This is a genomic window from Eubacterium sp. CAG:161 (assembly GCF_000432355.1).
Taxonomy (GTDB): domain Bacteria; phylum Bacillota; class Clostridia; order Lachnospirales; family Lachnospiraceae; genus Eubacterium_G; species Eubacterium_G segne.
Genome location: NZ_HF991871.1, coordinates 39,506 through 63,277 on the forward strand (window position 1 = coordinate 39,506; position 23,772 = coordinate 63,277).

The window sequence follows — 23,772 nt, forward strand, 5'->3', positions numbered from 1 at the left end:
TCGTTTAAAAACAGCAGGGAGGTTCACTAAATGTGAACCTCCTTACTTAGTTATAACTATTTATTTTTCATGAATTTAATAATATCTAAAACATATGAATAAATGTTTTCATCCTTTAAAACTGAAGGTTTGATGACTCCTGTTTTAGATTTGTAATCCTCTCTTAAAACCTGTGGAAAACAATCATTATCTAAAGAATACACCGGTAAAAACTCCCCTGAAAATTTCTCGTAACATGTAGAAGCTGACGCCTGTTTTCTGTAGTTTTTATCCACAAAAGAAGCAATACTTTTATGAATTGCTTTATCCTCTAAAGGCAGATAAAAGTAATCCTTCGGATTGGAGAAAAAATACTTAAAGGTTCCATTTATGATTTTAACGGTTATATATCCTCTATCATCTATGGCAGAAAAATGAAGATAATCTTTGTTATATATCATTTTTAGTGGAATCCTGTTTTCAAATGAAATATTAATTCTTAATTCTTTTTCTATGTCCCCTTCAACATTTGTATATTCGTTAATGTAATATTCCTGAATATGAAATTTCCCATCAAACACATCTTTTACAGATAAAAGGGATATTAATTTTCCCATATTAATAACATCTTCACGATTATGTAGCAGAAGGGGGAAAATAAGCCTCTCATCTTTTGATTCTACATAATGCTTAAAGACCTCTACTAAATCCCCACCTGAAAAAGGATCAGTACGTTTTATGTTTAATGCTTTTTCAAAGGTTTTCTGCTTTTGGTTTTCCAGATTTAATATATGATTTAATTTCGACAGAGGTTTATAAATATCTATGCTGTTAAATCTGTCAAAATCAAAGTCTAAGTTGTATTTCTCACCTCTTTCTTTAACAAAAGGAATATCAAAAGCATTTCCATTAAAATGAATAATGGTGTTAAATCCCTTTAAAAATTTGTGGAACGCCATAAGAACATTTGCCTCATCATTAAAATTCTCAGCCAGCCACTGGGCATACATTAATTCATTATTAGAAAAATACATACAGCCTATTAAATAAACATTACAGTATTTTCTTGAAAATCCCGTTGTTTCAATATCAAAAAATATTGTTTTATCAGGATTTGCAATCGTTGAAACCGGGTAGTCAATTTTTATATTTGCTTTATCTCTTATTACTAGCATAAGTATATTTTAGCATATTTTTACGTTAGTTGACAATCTAATTACACAATGCTAAAATTACCCGTGATGTTAAAAAATATCATATGGACTTTATGTTCTGATGTAAAAATCAGCTAAGAGGGAAGCAGGTGGAAATCCTGCACGGTCCCGCCACTGTAAGCACGGAATTTTTATTCGCATATTTATGCGGCATGTTATTCATGTATGATTTTTAATCGCCACTGGGCAACCGGGAAGGTAAATAAAAGTGATGATGTGTAAGCCAGGAGACCTGCATAGAGTTTGGAGTTATATCACGGGGAATTGATAAAGGGCTTCTATTGCAAAAAGGCTTTATTTTGATGCCTTTATTTTGCATATATAAGATTTATCGCACCCCTAGAGCATACGCTTTAGGGCTTTTTTCGTGTTACTCTTACTATTTTACTAATTGAAGGAGAACGAAAATGAGACGAAACAACACAACCAAAAAGGTTATTTCAATTGCTCTTACCATGGCACTGGCATTTTCAAATGTAAGTATAACTTACACCAAAGCTGATGATACATCAAATGTAATTGAAATATCAGACGCCACTCAGTGGGCCAAAATCGGCAAGGATGCTGAATATCCATTAGATGGAAATTACATTCTTACTAGCGACATTGAAAATGTTACTGAAACAATAGGTCAAGGTGATAATACTTTACCTGATGCTTTTACGGGAACAATTGATGGTGACGGACATAGCGTAACATTAGATATTAACGCTCAGAAAACTTATCAGGGATTAATCGGTCAGACTAATGGTGCCACAATTAAAAACCTTGTAGTTAAGGGAAATGTTACATCAACTCTTGGATTTGATGCAGGTATTGTGGCTAAAGCAGTTAATACAACCATTACAAATTGTGGTAACGAAGCAACTATAAATGTTACAAACAAAAATGCGAAAAACATTGCCGGAATCACAGGATATTCTGAAAATACAACCATTACAAACAGTTATAATGTAGGTGACATTACCGGTGGAGCGAGAGTTGCAGGTATAACAGGTGAAATTAAAACATACACATCAATTGAAAACTGCTATAACACAGGAAGTGTTACTACAACAGCAACCAGAACAATATATTCAGGTGGATTAGTCGGTTATGGATATGGTACCACAAACAATGTATCAACAGTAAAAAACAGTTATACAACCGGTGCGGTTACGGAAAAAACTCAAAATGGTGCAGCTATAGGATATATTAATGCCTATGTTTCTTTTGAAAAATGCTATTATCTTGAAGGGATAAATTCAAATGTTTATGGCTTTAAAATTTCTGATGCAGATGAACCTGATGTTACAAAATTATCATCAGATGAATTAAAAGGTATTGCATCTGATTTAGGAGAAGCATTTGCAACAGACAGCAGCATAAATAATGGTTATCCTGTTTTAAAATGGCAGATTAAGGCTACAAACACTGATGTGGAAGATAAGGCAACCCTTGATGCACTTGTAAATGAACTTCCATCAGGAGTTATTTCTCCGAAATTTGATACAGACAAAAATATTAACACATATTTATCAAATCTCATTGAATCCAAAGAAGCTTACGCCAATAAAGGCATAAAAGTATCAATAAAGAATGTTGAAAACAGATTTTCTGATGGTGCAACATACATTGATGAAGATGGAACAATACATTATTTTTACATTAATTTATTTGATGCCGGATATGCATACAGATATATGGGACAGGCAGATGTTACATTTAATTTAACATTAAATAATGTTACAGTGGAATATGCACCAAGATGTGTTAATTTCTATTGGGATTTAGACAAGGTAAAAAAAGACCTTGAAGCAGTAAGGGATGAATACATTGATAATCAGATTTTAGACAAAAACGAAGATTTACAAAGTGTAACAGAAAACTTAATGCTTCCTGCTAATCCAAATGTCAGTCACAATGGCTCAGATAAAAATGTTAAATGGGTAAAAGTAAAGTATACATCCTCAGATAGCAGTGTAATTTCAATTAGTAACTCTGCTGAATGGGACAGTGACTTTACTAACATGTACTATACAGCAAAGGTAAATAGAAAATCAGAGGATCAAAATGTTGTTATAACAGCTGAATTTACATTTGGCAGATATAATTCAGGTGAAGATCAGGTTACTGAAACCATTAAACGTGAAATACCTGTTAAAGTTTTAGCATATAACGAAGTATTAGAGCAGACAAAGGCATTACAGGAAAAGGTTGACACATATAAAGATAATCTTTCAAATTTCACTACAGGTGGAGATATTGATTTAAGTAATGTGAAAGATGACATACAGTTAGTTATCCCTAAAAAGTTAGGTCTTGATGGTAAGTATTACGATTTCAAGGTTGAAAGCAGCGATACATCTGTAATGGAAATTTATGGCTATCGTACATACACATACAGACCACTTCCGGGAGAAGATAAAAAAACAATTACATTAACAGTAACAATTACCAACAAGGAAAATCCTGATATTTCTGCTTCAACTAAGTTTGACGTGACAGTTTTACCTTTAACAGAAGAAGAAATAACCAATGCTGTTAATTTTATGAATAGTGCAAAAGAAAACTTCTTTGAGTTTATAAAAAATGAAAACAGCGATGCAAATAATATTACAGGAGATTTGAAGGTATTTTACGGCATATATCAGGATGAAAATGGAAATGTTTATTCATCAAACTATGTTTCAAAGCCAGATAATAACGGAATTATTGCAAGAATTGTAAATCCGGAAGAAGAAATTCCTGACCATCAGAGATACTGGATATCATCAGACAAAAACATTATTAATGATGAGACTTTAAGGGTAACAATACCGGTTTATAATACTAAAGTTACAGTAGGTGCAGTAATTTCTCATGAAATATATGAAAATTATGCTAAAAGATATGCCGATGATCCTGTATACGGAAAAATCTTCGCACAACTTGCTAATCAGAAAGTTTTAGTAGAATTAAATGTTATAGGAGAAAAGGGTGAAGAGCCAACTACAGCAGAACCTACTACCGAAAAGCCTTCTGAAACAACTACAACATCAAAGGTTACACCAACATCTAAAGCAATTGATGGCAAATATAAGAAATTAGTTGTTAAAAAGTTTAAGGCAAAGAAAGCTAAAAAGAGTATTAAATTATCATGGCAGAAAAATAAGAAGGCAACCGGCTATCAGATTAAATACTGGACAAGCAAAAATTCAAAACATGCCAAGGTAAAACTCCTTAAAAAGAACACTATTGTTAAGTCAACAATAAAAGGAGTTAAGAAAGGCAAAAAATATATAATTATCATTCGTACATACAATGTTGTAAATGGTAAAAAGATATATGGAAAATGGTCAAAGCGAATTGTGAAAATTAAATAGTTAAAATACTTTTAGAGGGACTATCGCTAATGTGATATGTCCCTTTGTATTTTTACTTAACCCCAAATATGTTATGATTAAAATAATATTTATATTTCATCAATTATCCGTTATAGGAAAAAGCAGGAGGATTTAAGCTTTGAAAAATAAAATAAATAAAATACTTTGGTCTTTAGATTTTATTATATATATGTTATTTACATATATATATCGCTCAGACGGATTGGAATATCAACTGGCAAAGGAAGGAAGTAAATTACATAAGGTATACATACATGGTGAACCGGAATATAGTTATTTATATTACAATTCTGCAAGTCCCATGCTTTCAAAAATCGGTCTTATGGGTATGTTAGTAACAAGCCTGATATTTATTGGATATGGAACATACTTATCCACTATATACATAAAAAAGAAAGTAGTCCATTCGTATAATAAATTAACAAATATTGTTATAGTAATAGTTGTTTCATTCTTATACGCATTGTTATTACATATATTACAAAGAGTTATTTACATTAATTTCTGTATGCTGGTTGGAGAATAACCTTTGCTATATTTTAAAAGTAATATTTAAAAGTAATATTTTAAAGTCCTTTTTCATTGAATATAATGTGAAAAAGTATTATTATATTTATTATTGGTTTTTATTATTTTGGAACCATTTTAGATATTTAAATCATTATTTTAAGCATGGCAAAGAGAGGTAAAAAAATGTCTATTCTAACATTTAAGGGTGGAGTTCATCCATATGATGGAAAAGAATTGTCTAAAGATGTTGCCGTAAGAAAAATTCTCCCTGAAGGGGAACTTGTTTTTCCGGTATCACAACATATTGGTGCACCGGCGAAACCTGTTGTAGAAGTGGGAGAGAGAGTTCTTAAGGGACAGCTTATTGCCGGTGCAGATGGATTTGTATCAGCTAACATTCATTCATCTGTTTCAGGTACTGTTAAGAAAATCGAAAAACGATTAGTTCCTAACGGAAGCAAGGTTCTTTCTATCATTATCGAAAATGACAATTTATATGAAGAATATAATTATGGACCAAATAATGAACCCTGGTCAAAAGATACTATTAGAAAAGCCGTAAAAGACTGTGGCGTAGTCGGACTCGGAGGTGCGTGCTTTCCTACTCATGTAAAGCTTACTCCTAAGGATGACAAATCCATTGATTATGTAATTGTAAATGCAGCTGAGTGCGAGCCATACATAACTTCTGACTATAGAAGACTTGTAGAACAGCCGTCAGAGGTAATTGAGGGCTTGAAAATCGTACTTAAGCTTTTTGAAAATGCAAAAGGTGTTATTGCTGTGGAAAACAATAAACCTGATGTTATAGAAAATTTAAAGAAGCTTACTGAAAAAGAAGACAAAATCAGTGTAGCAGAATTAAAAACAAAATACCCTCAGGGTTCTGAGAGACATATTATATATGCTGTTACTAAAAGGAAAATTAATTCCTCAATGCTTCCTGCTGATGCAGGCTGTATAGTAGATAATGTTGATACAATATATAATATTTATCGTGCAGTTAAATTCAACAAACCTCTTACGGAACGTATTGTTACCGTTTCAGGAGACGGAATTAGCAGCCCATGCAACCTGGAGGTACCATTTGGAACCAGTCACGCACAGTTAGTTAAGGAAGCCGGAGGAATGGATGAAAACGTTGAAAAAATCATTTCCGGCGGGCCTATGATGGGACAGGCGATGTTTTCTTTAGAAGTTCCTGTTATTAAAGGTTCTTCAGCTCTGTTAGCATTCAAACAGGATGAAATTTCAAGAGCAACAATGACTAACTGTTTAAACTGTGGTAAATGCGCCATGGTTTGTCCGGAAGGTCTTATTTGTGCCAAGCTTGCCCATGCGGCAGATGCAAACGATATGGAAGCATTTGTAAAAATGCATGGCATGGAATGTATAGAATGTGGAACATGTAACTACAACTGTCCTGCCAATAGAAATATTACGCAGTCAGTTAGAACAATGAAAAGAAAAGTGCAGGCAGCACGTAGGAAAGGGTAAGTGTGACAAATAATGTATAACGTATCATCAAGCCCTCACGTAAAGGCTAAAATGACAACCAAAAGTATAATGAGAGATGTTATTATTGCCATGATTCCTACATCAGCTTTTGGCATATATAACTATACCAATCTTTTTGGAATCAAATATGGCATTCATTCAGCATTACTTATATTAATTACAGTTATTTCCTGTGTTGCGGCGGAATATATTTACACAACAATAACAGATCAGAAAATAACGATTTTTGATTTAAGTGCCGTAGTAACAGGTATGATACTGGCGCTTAATTTACCATGCACGTTTCCATATTGGAAAGCGGCATTAGGTGGAGCTTTTGCAATAATTATTGTAAAACAGCTTTTTGGTGGTTTAGGTCAAAACTTTATGAACCCGGCATTAGGTGCTAGATGTTTCCTTGTTTTATCCTTTGCCGGTGACATGACAGCATTTTATCCTAAGGATGTTAAGGGAATTGATGCTGCCACCAGTGCAACACCACTTACAGCATTAAAAAATGCAGGTGGAAGCTCTGCATCACTTATCGACATGTTTATCGGTAATCATGCAGGAACCATTGGTGAAACAAGTATTATTGCACTTTTAATTGGTGCAGCTTACTTAGTTATCAGAAAAATAATTGACGTAAGAATACCTCTTACATATATTGCTGTATTTGCTGTATGTATTATGTTATTTAATCAGTCATCTGACCCTGTATTTTTAGCCCAGCAGCTTTGCGGTGGCGGTTTAATATTTGGTGCCTTCTTTATGGCAACTGATTATGTTACATCACCTATTACAAAGGGTGGCAGGTATATTTATGGCATATGTCTTGGACTTTTAACTGCTATATTCAGAACTTTTGGAGCAAATGCAGAAGGTGTATCTTTTGCCATTATATTCTGTAACCTTCTTGTTCCTCTTATTGAAAAATATACAATACCTAGAGCTTTTGGTATTGTAAAACAGAAGGGAGGCAGATAATATGAACAAAATAATTAAAGATACATTAATATTATTTGTTATAACTTTAATTTCCGGTTTGGGACTTGGCTTTGTTTACAATGTTACATCAGATGCAAGGGCAAAGCAGGAAGAAAAGACCATGGTTGAGGCCTATGAAGCCGTAATGCCGGGACTTTCTAAATATGATACTGTGGATTTTGATTCAAAATTAAATGACACCATTTCTAAGGAAATCAAAAACACTGAAAAGGAAAATGGAATTTCCACAATTAAGGCTTATAATGCCACCATTGATAATGTTGTTAAAGCAACAGATGATAGCGGTAATGATTTAGGATATATTGTTACGGTTACGGATAATGAAGCTTATGGCAGTTCCCTTCAAATTACGGTAGGCATAAAAACAGACGGAACCGTTACTGGAATTTCGTTCCTTTCATTAAGTGAAACACCGGGACTTGGAATGAAAGCGAAAGAAGATTCATTTATGTCCCAGTTTAAAAACAAAAAAGTTGATTATTTCAAATATAATAAGGCAGGAACTTCTGCTGATAATGAAATTAATGCCATAAGCAGTGCAACAATAACCACAAATGCGGTAACACATGGTGTAAATGCTGCAATTGCCTGTGTGAAAAATATTACAGGAGGTGCTAATTAATGAACAGATGTGTTGAGCGTTTATATAACGGTATTATTAAGGAAAATCCTACTTTTGTTCTTATTCTTGGAATGTGTCCGACACTGGCTGTTACATCTTCCGTGATAAACGGAGCAGGAATGGGACTTAGTACAATGGCAGTTCTTGTTTTGTCAAACTTCGTGATTTCACTTCTTAGAAAAGTCATTCCTAACGGAGTGAGAGTACCGGCATTTATTGTTATTGTAGCTAGTTTTGTAACTATATTACAGTTTCTTCTTGAAGCATATCTTCCATCTCTTAACCAGTCTCTTGGGATTTACATACCACTGATTGTTGTTAACTGTATTATTTTAGGAAGAGCAGAAAGCTATGCTTCAAAAAATCCTCCTATACCGGCATTATTTGACGGCTTGGGAATGGGACTTGGATTTACAATAGCCTTGTCACTTCTTGGAGGCTTTAGAGAAATAATTGGTGCAGGAACTATTCTTGGAATTAATATTCCTAGATGGGACGGTATAGGTATTTTCGTTATGGCACCGGGAGCATTCTTTATTTTAGCTGCCCTTATTGCCATTCAGAACCAGATAAGAATCAGCCATGGAAAGAAGCCACGAAAACTCCAGTGTGAACAGGGGTGTGCAGGATGCACAGGCTGTGGCAGTGATTTTACCAATTGCACTAAAGATGAAAAGGAGGAGGCATAAATGGTTAATTGTATGTTAATTGCAGTGGGAGCTGCACTGGTAAATAACGTTGTATTAAGTCAGTTTTTAGGTTTGTGTCCATTCCTTGGGGTTTCTAAAAAAACTGATACTGCTGCGGGAATGGGAGCTGCAGTAATCTTTGTAATTATGATTGCATCAGCAGTTACCTATGGTGTTTATTACGCTATTCTTACACCCCTTAATCTTGAATACTTACAAACCATTGTATTTATTCTTGTAATTGCAGCTTTAGTTCAGTTAGTTGAAATGATATTAAAGAAATTTGTTAAGCCGTTATATGAGGCACTTGGAGTGTATTTACCTTTAATTACAACCAACTGTGCCGTACTTGGTGTAGCAATTTCAAATATAGATAACGGTTATAATTTTGGTGAAAGCATGGCATGTTCCTTTGGTACATCCTTTGGATTTTTAATCTCAATTGTAATTCTTGCAGGAATAAGAGAAAAATCAGAAAACAATAATATTCCAAAACCTTTTAGAGGTACACCTATTGTACTTATTTCAGCAGGACTTATGGCTATAGCATTTACCGGATTTACCGGTGTTGTATAAGGAGGCATATATGGAAATTTTAGCATTAAGTACAACAATGACAGGAATTTTATATGCCGTTGCCATTGTTGGTGGCGTAGGTTTGATTATTGGTATAGCACTGGGTATTGCCGGCAAATTCTTATCAGTAGAAGTAGATGAAAAAGAAGTTGCCATAAGAGAAGCATTACCCGGTAACAATTGCGGTGGTTGTGGATATGCCGGATGTGATGCCTTAGCATCAGCCATTGCCAAAGGAGAATGTGATCCGTCAGCCTGTCCTGTAGGTGGCGAAAGCACTGCAAAGATAATAGCAGACATAATGGGAGTTGAAGCTAACGTAGTTAAAAAAGTGGCTTATGTTGCCTGTTCCGGTGACTGTGAAAAAGCCAAAGATAAATATAACTATTATGGAAATATGTCATGTCAGGATGCTGCAAACATTCCCGGTGGAGGTGCAAAAGCCTGTAGTTATGGCTGTTTAGGACTTGGAAGCTGTGTAAAAGCCTGTGAATTTGATGCCATACACGTAGTAAACGGCAAGGCAATAGTTGATAGCGAAAAATGTAAGGCCTGTGGCAAATGTGTTGCAGCATGTCCTAAGAATTTAATTTCAATTATACCTGCTGATACTAAATACATGGTTAAATGTAGTTCCCACGATAAAGGAAGGGATGTAATGCAGGCTTGTAGTGCAGGTTGCATTGGCTGTGGACTATGCGCAAAGAACTGCCCTGTGCAGGCTATTGATTTTGGATATAATCTGGCAACAATTATGCAGGATAAATGTAAAAAATGTGGTGTATGTGCCGAAAAGTGTCCAAAGAAAGTTATTGAAAAACTATAATTAAAAATTGAATAAATTTTCTAAAAAATCTCACACTAGTAATGGTGTGAGGTTTTTTATGGAAAAATTTATTAATAAAAATATTGTTGAAAACATTAATACTTTTGATGAAATATTATATATTGATGAAAGCTTTGATATTTTAAAGCGTAATTTTATTGTTGGTGGAAAGAAAGCCGTAATGTATTATATAAACGGATTTTGCGACAATGATTTAATACAGAAAGTCCAGGAGTTTTTTACAGGTATTGAGCCTTCCGATTTAAATGTACCGGTGGAAGATTTCGCTGATAATAAAATTCCTTTTATACAAATAGACTTATATGACGATAAATATAATGTTCTTACATTGCTTCTTTCAGGAGTGGTATGCCTGTTAATTGACGGATATGATAAGGCAATGCTAATTGACGTAAGGAAATATCCTGCAAGAAATGTTCAGGAGCCTGAAAAATACAAGGTTCTTAGAGGTTCACGGGATGGCTTTGTGGAAACATTAGTATTAAACACAGCACTTATAAGAAGGAGAATCAGAAATCCTGAATATATGTGTGAAATACTTAGAGCCGGAAAAAGTTCCAGAACGGATATAGCCCTTTGTTATATGAAAGATAGGGTTGATAAAAAACTTCTAAAAAGAATAAAATCACAAATTGAAAATATTAAAACAGACGCGTTGCCTATGAATCAGGAAAGCCTTTCGGAATGTATTCATAAAGGTCATTGGTTTAATCCGTTTCCTAAATTCAGATATACTGAAAGACCGGATACTGTGGCTGCTGAAATATTAGAAGGACAAATATGTATTTTAGTGGATAATTCCCCTGCCGCAATGATTTTACCAACAACTATTTTTGATGTAATAGAAGAAGCAGATGATTATTATTTTCCGCCAATTACAGGGACTTATTTAAGACTTGCCCGTGCCTTCATTACAGTTATGTCATTAATTTTAACCCCTCTTTATTTGCTATATGCAAACAATCCGGGGCTGTTACCGGACTGGCTTGAATTTACCAAAATTACAGATGTACAATTTGTCCCCATTTTCTGGCAGCTTTTATTGTTAGAGCTTGCTATTGATGGTTTAAAATTAGCGGCAATAAATACTCCCAGCACATTAAATACCCCTTTAAGTTTAATTGCTGCCATAATAATCGGTGAGTTTGCAGTAAATACAGGATGGTTTAACCAGCAAACCATGCTGTACATGGCAGTGGTTGCCATTGCCAATTTCACCCATGAAAATTATGAGCTGGCATATTCCATTAAATTTTTAAGGATAATAATATTAATTCTTACCCAGTTATTTAATTTGTGGGGAATGATAATAGGATGTGTTTTCACATTACTAACTATTGCTTTGAACAGAACCATAGCCCAGACAAGTTATATATACCCTTTATTTCCCTTTGACTTTAAGAAATTTATGTTGCGTTTTTTCAGGGTGTCAATAAAAAAGAAAGAATGAGACCATCCCAGTCTCATTCTTTTTCTGATGAAGTAGTTGTTTCTATTATAACATCACCATCTTCTGTTTGTTCAAGTCCTTTTGACATATGTATTTTTCCGTCTTTAGTTACAAAAACTGCTTCAGTTTTTTGGGTTTTATTAATCAGATTCATTCCATCTTTAAGCCCCATAATAAAAGCTGTTGTACTTAATGCATCCCCGGCCTCAGATGAATTTGAAATTATAGTTACCGAAGCTAAATCATTATCCACAGGATACCCGGTAGAAGTATCTAGTATGTGATGATATATTTTGTCATCTTTTTTAAAATATCTCTCATAAATTCCTGACGTTACTACAGATTTATCTGATACATCAAGTTTAAGACAATATTCATCGTTATTTTTTATGTAATCTTCATTACCATTTACTGTTGGTGTTATGTCATTATTATAAAAAGGATTCTTAATCCCTATTACAAATGGTTCATCATCAGATTTTCCACCTATGGTAAGTATGTTACCACCTAAATCGATTATCCCTGATTTTACCCCTTCTGAAATCATATAGCTTTTAAGTTTGTCAGCAACAAATCCCTTAACAATACTTCCTAAATCAAGGTGGGTTTCACCATCTTTTAAAGTTACTTTTTCATCTTCACACTTTATGTTTTTATAGCCTACATGTTTAATGGCTTCTTTAATTTTTTTATCATCAGGAACTGTAGGATTATCCCCTGTTACATTCCACATATCTGAAAGTTCTCCAATTGTAACATCAAATGCTCCTTTTGATTTTTTACTGTACTTAATACTGTCCTTTATTACATCCGATACAACATGATTAACTTTGCAGCCCTTCGTTTTGCTTTGGTTAATTTTTGAAATATCACTGTCTTTTTTTGTTGTGCTAAACATTTTATCATAATGATTACACAACCCGAAACATTCATTTATAATATCCTGTGCTTCCGACTCCCCGGCGTATTCATAAATGGTAATTGTAATAGTAGTATCAAAACAAAAGTTAGTAAGAGAAAGGGGAAACTCTTCTTTTTTACTGCATCCTGATATTGATACTGATAACGAAGCAACAAGTGTAAATATTACAAACGATTTTAAATATTTCTTAAGTTTGTCCTTTTTCATAAATTTATCTCCGATTCATTATTCATTCATTCATTTAATATAGCATATTTATCTTAAAATTTCGATAATAAATAAGATAGATTTGTATAAAAAATTGATATATGCTATTATAATGTGGTCGTACAAATAACTGATTTTACGAAACAATTAGATTTATTGTTAATGAGGATATTTAAAATGATTTCTTATATAAAAGGTATAGTAGAGAATATTGAAAATGACAAAGTAATTATAGATAATAACGGAATTGGTTACGGAATCTTTATGCCCGGGCATGTACTTGACACTATAGGTATTGGAGAGGAATTAAAAATATATACTTATTTAAGTGTAAAGGAAGATGCCATGCAGCTGTATGGTTTTCTTTCAAAAGACGAACTTAATTTTTTTAAAATGCTTCTTGGAGTAAGTGGAGTAGGACCTAAGGGTGGACTTGCCATTATAACTGCATGTCCCGGTGATGCCCTAGCCATGTCCATTATATCAGGAGATGCCAAGGCTATTGCAAAAGCTCAGGGTATAGGAAACAAAACTGCTCAAAAGATTATTATTGAGCTTAAGGATAAAATTGATATGGATAGTGTAATCGGTGGAACAGACTATGAAGAAATTCCGGCAGCAAAGGGTGATTTTGATGATGCACTAGAAGCTCTTGTTTCTTTAGGATACTCCAAATCAGATGCATACAGTGCCATTAAAAAGGTGCCAAATGCTAAGAACATGGATGCGGAAGATTTACTGAAAAATGCACTTAAATATGTTTTTTAATGAGGATTAAATATGGATAAAAGAATTATTCAAACAGAAATGGTTTCGGAAGACGCAGTTATAGAAAAAGGTCTGAGGCCTCGGAAATTAGACCAGTATATTGGTCAGGAAAAAGCAAAAAATAACTTAAAAATTTTCATAGAAGCAGCAAAAACCAGAAACGAACCTTTAGACCATGTGTTACTTTATGGTCCTCCGGGACTGGGTAAGACCACCCTTTCCACTATTATTGCCAACGAAATGGGAGTAAATATTAAGGTAACCTCCGGCCCTGCCATTGAAAAGCCGGGAGAAATGGCTGCAATCCTTAATAACTTATCTGAAAATGATATTTTATTTATTGATGAAATCCACAGATTAAACAGACAGGTGGAAGAAGTTCTTTACCCGGCAATGGAAGATTATTCCATTGATATAATGATTGGGAAAGGACAGGCTGCCCGCTCCATAAGGCTTGATTTACCAAAATTTACATTGATCGGTGCCACAACAAGGGCAGGACTTCTTACTGCACCTTTAAGAGACAGATTTGGAGTTATTAATAAATTAGAATTTTATAATATATCAGAACTAAAAAAAATTATAATAAGATCCGCCGATATTTTAGGAGTGGAAATAGATGATAAAGGTGCCGAGGAAATGGCAAGGCGTTCTAGAGGAACTCCGAGACTTGCCAACCGCCTTTTAAAACGTGTCAGGGATTTTGCCCAGGTAAAATATGACGGCGTTATCACGGAAGATGTGGCAAACACCGCCCTTAATCTTTTAGAAGTGGACAAATTAGGTTTAGACAGAGGGGACAGAAGTATTTTAGATACCATTATTTCCAAATTTGCCGGAGGCCCTGTAGGTTTAGACACATTAGCGGCTGCCTTAGGGGAGGATTCAGGTACTCTAGAGGATGTTTACGAGCCTTACCTTATTCAAAATGGATTAATACAGCGTACACCAAGAGGTCGTATTGCAACCCCTACAGCCTATGAACATTTAGGTATTCCTTATGAGCAATAGGATTTATTACTTTTCCAAAAACCCATAACACCAAATACCTTTTGACCATAACAGTAATTTATGATATTATAATTGAAGTTTTAAGGTGCAGTATTTATATAGGTATTTTATACAGTTAGGAGAAAATTATGGCATCAAAGAATTATATAGATGTAATTATAGATGGAAAAATATACAATATCGGTGGTTTTGAAAGTGAAGCATATTTACAAAAGGTAGCTTCATACATAAACAATATGATTATGGAATTTAAGCAAAACGAAAACTACCGTATGCAGAAAATGGATATGCAGCGTATCTTACTTGAAATCAACATTGCCAATGATTACTTCAAGGCTAAAAAACAGGCTGATTTGTTAGAAAATGATTTGGAAATCAAAGAAAAAGAAGTTTATGATTTAAAGCACGAATTAATTGTCTCAGATTCAAGGGCAGAAGCTACTGAAAAAGAATTAAAAGAAGCTTTAGATAAAATCAAGGAACTTGAAAAAGAGATTGTAAGATTACAGACAGAATTAAAAAATTAATTAAAGGAATATAGCGATCAGGTTTAGCCTGGTCGTTTCTTGAAAGATGGTTTTGGAGAGTGACATGGATATTGAACTTTTAGCACCGGGTGGCTCCTATGAAAGTGTTATAGCTGCATTTAATGCAGGGGCGGATGCCGTATATACCGGTGGCGAAATGTTTGGTGCAAGAGCAAATGCTGATAATTTGACAACAGAGCAGCTAATTGATGCCATTAATTATGCACACATACATAATAGAAAGCTTTATTTAACTGTAAATACACTTTTGCGTGATGACGAAATTAACGAAAAACTCTATAATTATATTCTTCCATTATATGAAAATGGTTTAGATGCAGTGATTGTGCAGGATATGGGAGTTTTTAATTATATCAGAACACATTTTCCTGATTTACACATTCACGCCAGCACACAGATGACCATCTTTGGCAAACGCACGGCACAGGAATTAAAAGAACTTGGTGCCACAAGGGTTGTTCTTCCAAGGGAATTGTCCATTAAAGAAATAAAGGATATTCATGAAAATGTAAATATTGAAATAGAGTGTTTTGTTCACGGTGCCCTATGTTATTGTTATTCAGGACAGTGTTTTTTAAGCAGCTACATAGGTGGCAGAAGTGGAAACCGTGGAAGATGTGCCCAGCCGTGCCGAATGGAATATGATGTAATACAGAACAAAAAAGTATTAAATCCGGGGGATTCAAAGTATGTTTTAAGTCCAAAAGATATATGTACTTTGAATATTTTACCTGATATTATTGAGTCAGGTGTTCATTCCCTTAAGATAGAAGGAAGAATGAAGAAAACTGAATATATTGCCGGAGTTGTAAGTGTATATAGAAAATATATAGATTTATACCAAAAAAATAAATCCGATTATAAAGTCGATTCCCGGGATATAGATATATTATATAATTTGTTTAACAGAAACGGTTTCAATGAAAGTTATTATAAGGTTCATAACGGAAAGGAAATGATTTCATTAAAAAAGCCTACTTTTAGAAGTGGAAATGAAGCCTTAACATCCAATATTAAAAATAAATATATTGGCAAAAAGCTAAAGGAAACCTTTGATGTAAAAATAATCTGTAAGAATAATAAGCCTTTTACCATATGTGCAAATGTATATGGAAAGGAGATAACAGCCTATGGCTTAATTCCTGACAAGGCACAGAAACGCCCGATAGACAAGGATACAATATTAAAGCAGGTTTTAAAAACAGGTGATACCGATTTTAGTTTTAATCCTGTGTTTTTAGATTTAGATGATGGTTTATTTTTAACTGTGGGTGAAATAAAAAATGTCAGACGACAGCTTTTAGAGTTAATATATCAGGAGATTTTATCTTCTTATAAAAGAAATATCTATGGCAATTCAGATAAAGATAATGAATGGGTATCTGTTAGAAAAGATAATTACCATGGTGATATGTGTATTAATGTATCGGTAAGCACTTATGAGCAATTACAGGTTGCTGTTTCAAAAGAATTTATAAATAAAATTTATATTGAACTTCAGTTTTTCGATGAAAAAGGAATAAAAAGAGCATTTGATTTTATAAATGAAAAACATAGGCAGGTATACATTGCCATGCCTTATGTAAGTCGTTTAAAGGATATGGATATATTTTTGCAGGAATATAAGGATACATTAGACAACGAAACATGTATAGACGGTTTCCTTATAAGAAATTTAGAACAATATTATTTCTTACATGAAAATTATCCGGAAGCTGAATACATTTTTGACTATAACGTTTATTCCTATAACGGTTATGCCAAAAATTTTTATGTAAATAATTACAATGTTGTAACTACAGTACCGGCTGAGCTTAATTTAAGACAGTTGAAAGCACGAAAATGCAATAATGAGGAATTTATTGTTTATGGATATATGCCTGTAATGATTTCAGCAGGATGCTGCATAAAAACAACAGATAAATGCACACATAATAACACTGTATACACACTAAAAGATTCAAAAAAAAATGAATTTGTAACCAGATGTGTATGTAAATATTGTTATAATGTTATGTATAATTGTAAGCCTTTATCACTTTTTAAATATGAAAAAGACATAGAAGGTCTTAATTTAAAAAGTGTACGAATAAATCTCACCATTGAGAAACGGAAGGAAACAGATAATATATTGTCAATGGCAGAAGATGCCTTTATCAGAAAGATACCTGTTGTGGCAGATGACACTACCACAAGAGGACATTTTAACAGAGGAGTAATGTAGAAAAGAAAAATGGGTACTTTTATTGTTGTAGTAACTAAATATTTATTTATTTTGTTAATGCTATTTTACACATGGGAATGTTTCAGCGCCTTAAGATGCAAGAATCCCTACAAACTGGCAGGAATATTTCAACGTCAGAATGCAGTTATTTTTCTCACGTATCTGCTGGGAATATTTACAATTTATTCCCACTATGCCGGTTTAAAGGCTTCAGACCCTAGTGATAATATCGATATTGTTATTATTGTTTTAGGTGGGGCGCAGCTGTGTTATCTTATAGTAGTGTTGGGAATTTTCCCAATTATTTATCCAAACATAAATAAAGCAATTTTAAGTAACATGTGTATGCTTTTAACTGTTGGATTTATAATTTTAGCAAGACTTCGTTTTCAAAACAGTATAAAACAATTCATAATTGTTGCCATAGTATCATTAGCATCACTTATTGTGCCATATCTTATGAGCAAATATGAAATGTGGAAATCCCTTACGTGGATATATTGTTTTGTAGGCATTGCATTGTTGTTATCAGTTCTTGTATTGGGTAAAAAAGATAACGGTGCTAATCTTGCAATTAAATTTGGAAATAGTTTTTCTTTCCAACCGTCAGAATTTGTCAAAATAATATTTGTATTTTTTATAGCTGGAATGCTTGCCAAATCAACGAAATTCGGCCAGATAGTAATTTCAGCCATAATGGCAGGAATCCACGTAATTATATTAGTTGTATCAAAGGATTTAGGAAGTGCCTTAATATTCTTTATGATATATGTATTTATGGTATATGTGGGAACAAGAAATATCGGTTATATTTTTGTGGGCTTTACCGGTCTTTCCGTTGCATCAGTGGCGGCATATAAGATTTTTTACCATGTGCAGGAACGTGTTTTTGCATGGCAGAACCCGTGGTCTGATCCGGCTGACACCGGCTATCAGATAACCCAATCCTTATTTGCAATAGGTAACGGTGGCTTAACAGGAACAGGTTTATATCAGGGACGACCTACGGATGTTCCCGTTGTGGATCAGGATTTTGTTTTTTCAGCCATAGGTGAAGAGTTTGGAGCAATTTTTGCAGTACTTATTATTTTAGTATGTTTAAGTTGCTTTGTTGCATTTTTAAATACGGGAATGCAGCAGGTAAGTCTGTTTAACAAATTAGTATGTGTTGGACTTGGAATACAGTACGCAGTTCAGATAATTGTAACCGTTGGAGGTGCCATAAAAATGATTCCTTCAACAGGAGTAACTCTACCACTTATAAGTTATGGTGGCAGTTCAATACTTAGTACATTAATTGTCTTTGCCATAATTCAGGGACTTGCCATAGTAGGTACAACTACGGCAAAGAAACCGGTTAGAAGAAAAGTGCCAATGGAGGGAACAGGAAATGTTGCAACAAGAAACACGGCAAAAATCAGGAAATCGCCGCACAACACGCAGGAAATCAGAATCAACAGGCATTGAGCGAAAAAAAATGAATAAACAGGCTAAAATTACAACCTTTGTAATCTCCTTTATATTTTTATTTATGATAGGTTATTACCTTTACTTTGTTGTAGTAGACAGCCACGATATATTAAATAATCCATATAATCACAGAATTGACAGTCAGTCATCAACGGTTATAAGGGGAACTATTTACAGCAAAAACGGCAAGAAGCTTGCCTATACTGACACTAAAAATACTGAAAGTGATTTAACCGATGACACAAGAGAATACCCTTATGGAAATGTTTTCTCCCATGCCATAGGTATAACCACCCATGGTAAATATGGTCTTGAAAAGATGTGCAACTATGATTTGCTTTCATCCCAGACCAATGTAATTTCAAAAATTGTAGATGATTTTACCGATAACACTGAGAAAGGTTGTGACGTGCATACAACCTTAAGTGTTAATATTCAAAAGACAGCTTATAACAGTTTAAAGGGATATAAAGGTGCGGCTTTTGTAATGAATCCTACAACAGGAGAGATTTACTCAATGGTATCTCTTCCTTCATATGATCCTTCAACAATAAACGATATATGGGATCAGATTGCCAATGACCCAAATGATTCAAGACTTGTAAACCGTGCCACCCAGGGAAAGTATATTCCGGGCTCAATATTTAAGATTTTAACAACTCTTGAATATATGAGAGAAAATAAAAATTATAATGATTTTAGTTATAATTGTTATGGTCAGGCAAATTTTGGTGGATTTTCCATTAAATGTTTTAACGGTAATTCCCATGGAAGTGAAACATTAAAAGATGCCTTTGCTTATTCCTGCAACAGTGCCTTTTCAACTATTGGTAACAGTTTAAAGGTAAGTAAATTTAAGAAAACAGCAGAAGATTTAATGTTTAATCAGAAGCTTCCTTTGGACATGGATTACAACCAAAGTGTTTTTCCACTGGATAAGGATTCCACTGAATTTGATATTACCCAAACCAGTATTGGTCAGGGAAAAACTACCATATCACCGGCACATATGGCTATGATTGCATCAGCCATTGCCAATGACGGAGTTTTAATGAAGCCTTACATTGTTGACCATATTGAAAGCAGTAGTGGAAATGTTGTAAGTTACACAAAACAGGAAAAATACAAAACACTAATGACTAAAGCCGAGGCAAAACAGCTTCAGGAATATATGGCTGCTGTTTGTGAATACGGAACAGGGCGTATTATGGCAAATTCAGATTACAGTGCCTACGGAAAAACCGGAACTGCAGAAGTTGACAAAAAAGATAATGTCAACTCATGGTTTGTTGGGTATGCCAAAAAAGGAAAGAGAAAAATTGCCATTGCAGTTGTTATTGAAAATATGCCGGAGGGCAGCAATTCCGCCGTTAATTGTGTAAAGGAAATTTTTGACTCTTATTTTGATAAAAAATAATTCATGGTTGTCTTGAAATGCATTGGTTCATACTGTATACTTACACTAAGCGCACACTAACAGACAGGAGGAATCGCAATGGAAAAAGCGGTTAGTTGTGGCGGTGTGGTTATATATCGTAAGAAGATTTTACTGTTATATAAAAACTATCGAAACAGATACGAAGGATGGGTTTTACCAAAAGGTACCGTTGAAAAAGGTGAAAATCACCGGGAAACTGCCATCAGGGAAGTACGGGAAGAAACAGGTGTGACCGGAAAGATTATAGACTATATCGATAAAAGCGAATATTCTTTCAATACACCTTCAGGTACAGTCAATAAAGAAGTATACTGGTATTTAATGACAGCAGACAGTTATTATAGCAAACCACAACGTGAAGAGTTTTTCTATGATTCGGGATATTATAAATATATTGAAGCATATCACTTGCTAAAATTTCCGAATGAGAAAAATATATTAGAAAAAGCATATTTAATGAGTAAGTCATTAATTAAATAGTGTTTATGACTTAAAAAGGACAGGCTTATTCCTGTCTTTTTTGAAGCATGAATGTATTGTGTATTATGAATAAAATAAATTATCAGAAGGAATTAGAAAAAGAACTAAATATAATTACAAAGGCTGGCAAAGTACCACGTCTTTTACTTCATGTGTGCTGTGCTCCATGTAGCAGCTATGTATTAGAATATTTAACTCAATATTTTGATATTACTGCATTATTCTATAACCCTAACATTGACGGTGTGTCAGAATATAACCATAGAGCCCGGGAACTAAGAAGGTTTATTAGTGAAAAAAAATTTATAAACAAAGTGGATGTAAAAGTTTGTGACTACTGCCCGGAAGAATTTTTTAATAATGTAACGGGATTAGAGGATTGTTTAGAAGGTGGAGCCCGTTGTTTTAAGTGTTATAGACTTAGATTAGAAAAAACAGCTACTATAGCTTCTAATAAAAACTATGATTACTTTACAACTACATTATCCATCAGCCCCTTAAAAAATTCAGCTAAATTAAACGAAATCGGAAAAGAATTATCAGATAAATACAATATACCTTATTTGTTTTCTGATTTTAAAAAGAAAGAAGGATATAAACGTTCTATAGAACTGTCAAAGGAATATAACTTGTATAGACAGAATTATTGCGGATGCGTTTTTTCCAAACGTGAATCCCTAAGAAAGGAAGAATAATATGATTTGTCCAAATTGCGGAAGTGAATGTGATGAGAATCAGATGTTTTGTACAAAATGTGGTACAAAAATCAATTCTTTTGAAAATGATATAGTTACAACTCCCCCTGATAATACCTTTGAAAATATTTTAGGTGGAATTTCTTCAAAAGAGCCGGAAAGCACTAACTTAAATAAAAAAGACTATGCAAGAGAGCATGAAAGCACAAAATCAGAGTCTAAGTCTGCTCCGGCACAGGAGAAAATAAAGCAGCATAAAGAAAGCCGCGAGGTAAAAAAAGTCAATTCCAAGGCTGTTTACCAAAGTACAGGCAATGTTAGTAACAACATGAAAACAAAAAAATCAAAGAAAAGTTCCAAGGAAAAAATAGCAATAATTGCAGTTGTTGCCATTGTATTAGTTACGGCGTCAGTATTTGTTACTCTTGCCATTAAAGAATCTACTATGACTAAGAAATACAACAGATACTATTCCATTGGTAATAAATACTATACGGAAAAGAATTACAAGGATGCCAAAACTCAGTTTATAAATGCATCAAACAATGCCTTTACCAAGGAGCAGAAAATTAAAGCATATGAAATGGTATATACAATAGACGAGATAATTGGCGGCTATGATCAGGAAGAAATTAAATATTTAGAGCTTTTAATTGACACAGATGATACAAACATTAATTATTACGAGGATTTAATTGTTCTTTATCAAAATAACGACATGGAGAACAAAATTCAGCCCCTTATTAATTCTGCACCATCTAACCTTCAGGAAAAGTTAAAAAACTTTGATGGTACAATACCTGTTGTCGGCGTTGATGAAGGAACTTATGATAAGCCTCTTGAAATAAGCTTAGAAGCAGAAGAAGGCGTTAAAATATACTATACCATTGACGGAAGTAACCCTAAGGAAAGTTCAACTAAGAAGGAATATATTACACCGGTAAAATTAGAAGAGGAAGGCACATTTACCTTACGTGCATATTCCATTGACAAAAACGGTAAATCCAGTAAGGAAATGACTGCTAAATATATTTTGGATTTCAAAAAGGTAGATGCACCACAGGTTGAGCCACAAAGTGGAAATTATACATCTGAGCAAAAAATATCTGTTACCGTACCGGAGGGATGCAAGGTATATTACACAACAGACGGTACAATGCCTACTAAAGACTCTAAGGTTTACAAAAAAGAAATAAAAATTCCTAAGGGAAATAACGTTTACTATTTTGTAGCAATAGATGATGAGGGAGTAGTCAGTAACGTAGTTACAAGAGCATACAATTATCAGCCTACTAAGATTTCTTATGATGAGGCAGTTAATTCTCTTGCCAACAGTTTAGTATCTTCCGGCAAACTGGAAAATTCTGATGGAACCTTTAAAAACGGTGATGTGGCATATTTTAACTATGAAAAAACAATAGAAATTAATAAGCAGGATTATTACATTATTACATGTGATATTGAAACATCTAAAGGTGGACGAAAGTCCTCAGAAACATATGCTGTTTCCTGTGAAAACGGGACAAGCAGTAAGGCAGTAGGTAGTGGTGATTCCTATTCACTGTCATCTGATAACGGCGAAAATACAACAACAGAAGAATAAAAGCAAAACCGGGAAATGTAATACTACATTACATCTTCCGGTTTTATTTTTTTGCCATTAATTTCCGTTAAATAAAAAAATCACCGGATTATCCGATGACTATAATAATTATTATTAAATAAAAAGTGCGGATGGCGGGACTTGAACCCGCACGCTTTATGGGCGGCAGATTTTGAGTCTGCTGCGTCTGCCATTCCGCCACATCCGCATAGCAATAAAAAGTTTATCATTATAACCTGTTATTGTCAATAGAAATATTCAAAAACTTTTCTTGACAGATACCCTATAGGGGTATATAATTTAATTCATAGAAAATCAATGGGAGATTAATTATGGATAAAGAATGCTGTTGTGCAAAAACTAAAATAAGAGAAGATAAAGAATATAAGGATTTAATAAACCGTTTAAACCGAATTGAAGGTCAGGTGAGGGGCGTTAAGAAAATGATTGAAAATGATGCCTATTGTACTGATGTGTTAATTCAGGTTAGTGCCATTACAGCAGCCTTAAACAGTTTTAATAAAATTCTATTATCAAACCATATTTCCACCTGTGTGGCAGATAATATTAAGGCAGGAAATATGGAAGTGGTTGATGAATTAGTTACCACAATTCAAAAACTAATGAAATAAATGCGTATGGAGGTAGA

The 23,772-nt window shown here is 33.8% G+C and carries 21 protein-coding genes, 1 tRNA gene and 1 riboswitch; of the genes, 19 read left to right on the forward strand and 3 right to left on the reverse strand.

Features of this window, described 5'->3' with window-relative positions; translation table 11 throughout:
* Window positions 1-56: 56 nt before the first annotated feature.
* The gene (locus tag Q5O30_RS06745) at window positions 57-1,154 is read right to left on the reverse strand and encodes a ribonuclease H-like domain-containing protein (RefSeq protein WP_021952989.1); all 1,098 of its coding nucleotides are present in this window, start codon (window positions 1,152-1,154) and stop codon (window positions 57-59) included.
* Between the two features lie 75 nt (window positions 1,155-1,229).
* Window positions 1,230-1,448, forward strand: a riboswitch (cobalamin riboswitch).
* Window positions 1,449-1,600: 152 nt separating this feature from the next.
* Here Q5O30_RS06745 and Q5O30_RS06750 point away from each other — a divergent pair.
* From Q5O30_RS06750 to Q5O30_RS06790, 9 genes are all read left to right on the forward strand, one after another.
* Window positions 1,601-4,537: a pyrrolo-quinoline quinone gene (locus Q5O30_RS06750; protein ID WP_021952990.1), complete on the forward strand. Its 2,937-nt coding sequence runs from the start codon at window positions 1,601-1,603 to the stop codon at window positions 4,535-4,537.
* Window positions 4,538-4,676: 139 nt separating this feature from the next.
* Window positions 4,677-5,084 carry a hypothetical protein gene (locus Q5O30_RS06755; RefSeq protein ID WP_021952991.1) on the forward strand — a complete coding sequence of 136 codons (408 nt, stop codon included), beginning with the start codon at window positions 4,677-4,679 and terminating at the stop codon, window positions 5,082-5,084.
* Window positions 5,085-5,251: 167 nt separating this feature from the next.
* The gene (rsxC, locus tag Q5O30_RS06760; protein ID WP_021952992.1) at window positions 5,252-6,565 is read left to right on the forward strand and encodes an electron transport complex subunit RsxC; all 1,314 of its coding nucleotides are present in this window, start codon (window positions 5,252-5,254) and stop codon (window positions 6,563-6,565) included.
* A 12-nt stretch (window positions 6,566-6,577) separates the two neighbouring features.
* Window positions 6,578-7,552 (forward strand): RnfABCDGE type electron transport complex subunit D, encoded by a 975-nt coding sequence (locus Q5O30_RS06765; protein ID WP_021952993.1) that lies wholly within the window; start codon window positions 6,578-6,580, stop codon window positions 7,550-7,552.
* Window position 7,553: 1 nt separating this feature from the next.
* Window positions 7,554-8,195 (forward strand): FMN-binding protein, encoded by a 642-nt coding sequence (locus Q5O30_RS06770; RefSeq protein WP_021952994.1) that lies wholly within the window; start codon window positions 7,554-7,556, stop codon window positions 8,193-8,195.
* Window positions 8,195-8,884, forward strand: a complete 690-nt coding sequence (gene rsxE / locus Q5O30_RS06775) for an electron transport complex subunit RsxE (protein ID WP_021952995.1) — start codon at window positions 8,195-8,197, stop codon at window positions 8,882-8,884. The genes Q5O30_RS06770 and rsxE overlap by 1 nt, the downstream gene beginning before the upstream one ends.
* Window positions 8,885-9,460, forward strand: coding sequence for an electron transport complex protein RnfA (locus Q5O30_RS06780; RefSeq protein ID WP_021952996.1), 576 nt, complete (start codon window positions 8,885-8,887; stop codon window positions 9,458-9,460). It begins immediately after the preceding gene.
* A 10-nt stretch (window positions 9,461-9,470) separates the two neighbouring features.
* The gene (locus Q5O30_RS06785; protein WP_021952997.1) at window positions 9,471-10,286 is read left to right on the forward strand and encodes an RnfABCDGE type electron transport complex subunit B; all 816 of its coding nucleotides are present in this window, start codon (window positions 9,471-9,473) and stop codon (window positions 10,284-10,286) included.
* A gap of 58 nt (window positions 10,287-10,344) precedes the next feature.
* The gene (locus tag Q5O30_RS06790) at window positions 10,345-11,757 is read left to right on the forward strand and encodes a spore germination protein (protein ID WP_021952998.1); all 1,413 of its coding nucleotides are present in this window, start codon (window positions 10,345-10,347) and stop codon (window positions 11,755-11,757) included.
* A 13-nt stretch (window positions 11,758-11,770) separates the two neighbouring features.
* Here the strand turns inward: Q5O30_RS06790 and Q5O30_RS06795 are convergent, their stop codons facing one another.
* Window positions 11,771-12,886, reverse strand: coding sequence for an FAD:protein FMN transferase (locus Q5O30_RS06795; RefSeq protein ID WP_021952999.1), 1,116 nt, complete (start codon window positions 12,884-12,886; stop codon window positions 11,771-11,773).
* A 177-nt stretch (window positions 12,887-13,063) separates the two neighbouring features.
* Between Q5O30_RS06795 and ruvA the strand changes: the two genes are divergently transcribed.
* From ruvA to Q5O30_RS06840, 9 genes are all read left to right on the forward strand, one after another.
* Window positions 13,064-13,654, forward strand: a complete 591-nt coding sequence (gene ruvA, locus Q5O30_RS06800) for a Holliday junction branch migration protein RuvA (protein ID WP_021953000.1) — start codon at window positions 13,064-13,066, stop codon at window positions 13,652-13,654.
* Window positions 13,655-13,666: 12 nt separating this feature from the next.
* The gene (ruvB, locus tag Q5O30_RS06805) at window positions 13,667-14,665 is read left to right on the forward strand and encodes a Holliday junction branch migration DNA helicase RuvB (protein WP_021953001.1); all 999 of its coding nucleotides are present in this window, start codon (window positions 13,667-13,669) and stop codon (window positions 14,663-14,665) included.
* Between the two features lie 128 nt (window positions 14,666-14,793).
* A complete protein-coding gene (gene zapA, locus Q5O30_RS06810) occupies window positions 14,794-15,192 on the forward strand; it encodes a cell division protein ZapA (RefSeq protein ID WP_021953002.1) in 399 nt (132 codons plus the stop codon).
* 64 nt (window positions 15,193-15,256) lie between these two features.
* Window positions 15,257-17,437 carry a U32 family peptidase gene (locus tag Q5O30_RS06815; RefSeq protein ID WP_021953003.1) on the forward strand — a complete coding sequence of 727 codons (2,181 nt, stop codon included), beginning with the start codon at window positions 15,257-15,259 and terminating at the stop codon, window positions 17,435-17,437.
* 9 nt (window positions 17,438-17,446) lie between these two features.
* Complete coding sequence (locus Q5O30_RS06820; protein WP_021953004.1) at window positions 17,447-18,904, forward strand: FtsW/RodA/SpoVE family cell cycle protein; 1,458 nt, start codon at window positions 17,447-17,449, stop codon at window positions 18,902-18,904.
* Between the two features lie 10 nt (window positions 18,905-18,914).
* Window positions 18,915-20,324 carry a penicillin-binding protein 2 gene (locus tag Q5O30_RS06825; RefSeq protein WP_021953005.1) on the forward strand — a complete coding sequence of 470 codons (1,410 nt, stop codon included), beginning with the start codon at window positions 18,915-18,917 and terminating at the stop codon, window positions 20,322-20,324.
* A 78-nt stretch (window positions 20,325-20,402) separates the two neighbouring features.
* Window positions 20,403-20,825 (forward strand): NUDIX hydrolase, encoded by a 423-nt coding sequence (locus Q5O30_RS06830; protein ID WP_021953006.1) that lies wholly within the window; start codon window positions 20,403-20,405, stop codon window positions 20,823-20,825.
* A gap of 65 nt (window positions 20,826-20,890) precedes the next feature.
* Window positions 20,891-21,520, forward strand: a complete 630-nt coding sequence (locus Q5O30_RS06835) for an epoxyqueuosine reductase QueH (protein WP_186840411.1) — start codon at window positions 20,891-20,893, stop codon at window positions 21,518-21,520.
* Window position 21,521: 1 nt separating this feature from the next.
* Window positions 21,522-23,123, forward strand: coding sequence for a chitobiase/beta-hexosaminidase C-terminal domain-containing protein (locus Q5O30_RS06840; RefSeq protein ID WP_021953008.1), 1,602 nt, complete (start codon window positions 21,522-21,524; stop codon window positions 23,121-23,123).
* Window positions 23,124-23,249: 126 nt separating this feature from the next.
* On the opposite strand, the gene Q5O30_RS06845 is transcribed toward Q5O30_RS06840, so the two are convergent.
* A tRNA-Leu gene (locus Q5O30_RS06845) sits at window positions 23,250-23,331 on the reverse strand.
* Window positions 23,332-23,455: 124 nt separating this feature from the next.
* Here Q5O30_RS06845 and Q5O30_RS06850 point away from each other — a divergent pair.
* Window positions 23,456-23,755, forward strand: a complete 300-nt coding sequence (locus Q5O30_RS06850) for a metal-sensing transcriptional repressor (RefSeq protein WP_021953009.1) — start codon at window positions 23,456-23,458, stop codon at window positions 23,753-23,755.
* The last annotated feature ends 17 nt before the right edge of the window (window positions 23,756-23,772 follow it).